Genomic DNA, 944 nt, shown 5'->3' with positions numbered 1-944 from the left:
CGGTTAAGGTATAGCCTTTTCCGTAGGGGCGAAGTCAACCGTCCTCATATACCACCACACTAAGATAGGAGGTCTGTAAGACCGTTTGTACTATTGGGTAGGTATAAGTGTAAAGGTTGCTTGCGAAGTAAGTAACCCGCCTTTTTAGGTGACACAAGCCCCCACTTCAAAACGCTTTAGCGTTTAAGCGGAGGTAGTTGATAATAACCGCTTTTATAAGAAAAAAGGCGCTGCGATTGCCAAAGCAACCACAGCACCCTATTAAATTGTAGCAGCTGGAAACGTAGTCCAGTACCCTTGCGCTGGCGACAAGCTTTGCGTGTTCAAGACTGGGCACCTTCTCACACTGCTACTATAAAGCAGGTATAGCTCTCACACTAAAAGCTACCCTGTTGCTTCATTATATCATTGTGTTGCTTTACGACGGCGTACAAACACCAATACGCTAAATGCCATTAACGCTAAACTAATATAAATCATATAAGTTGTTGATTTACCATCCGTCTGCGGTAACTTAGCTACATCATTTGTCGAATTAGAAACATTCGCATTACTATTTGATGTACCTACACCTAGTAATTGTGGATTTGTAGCACCACTATTTGGATTACTTGATTCTGTTGGTTTTTCTTCGCCCGATGTTACTAATACTGGTTGCTCTTACGCCACCACACTCAATGGGAATATGAACTACAGTTGTGTCTCATAATACAACCGCAGTGCAGACGGTTACGCACTTTATATTACCTATTACTCCTTAGCATTACATAGTATAATCAATATCCTCTATACAAATTCCGAACATTTTTTAGTTAAACTACGATTCCCCATCTCAAAATAGTTATTTTTTACTGTTATATTTTTATGTTTTATTATCTTTGTTACTACGCATTAATAATATGCCATTGTGCACATCAATACTTGGTCAGCTGTTCTCTACTTAA

Annotated in this window: 1 pseudogene; it reads right to left on the bottom strand. The window is 39.3% G+C overall.

Going from position 1 to position 944, the window contains the following annotated elements:
- Positions 1–405 precede the first annotated feature (405 nt).
- A pseudogene (locus CH76_RS14300) lies at positions 406–519 on the bottom strand (LPXTG cell wall anchor domain-containing protein); the annotation flags it as partial.
- Positions 520–944: the final 425 nt, after the last annotated feature.

It is taken from the genome of Lysinibacillus sp. BF-4 (genome assembly GCF_000743635.1).
Classification (GTDB): Bacteria; Bacillota; Bacilli; order Bacillales_A; family Planococcaceae; genus Metalysinibacillus; species Metalysinibacillus saudimassiliensis.
This window is presented reverse-complemented; position numbering and strand designations above follow the sequence as displayed.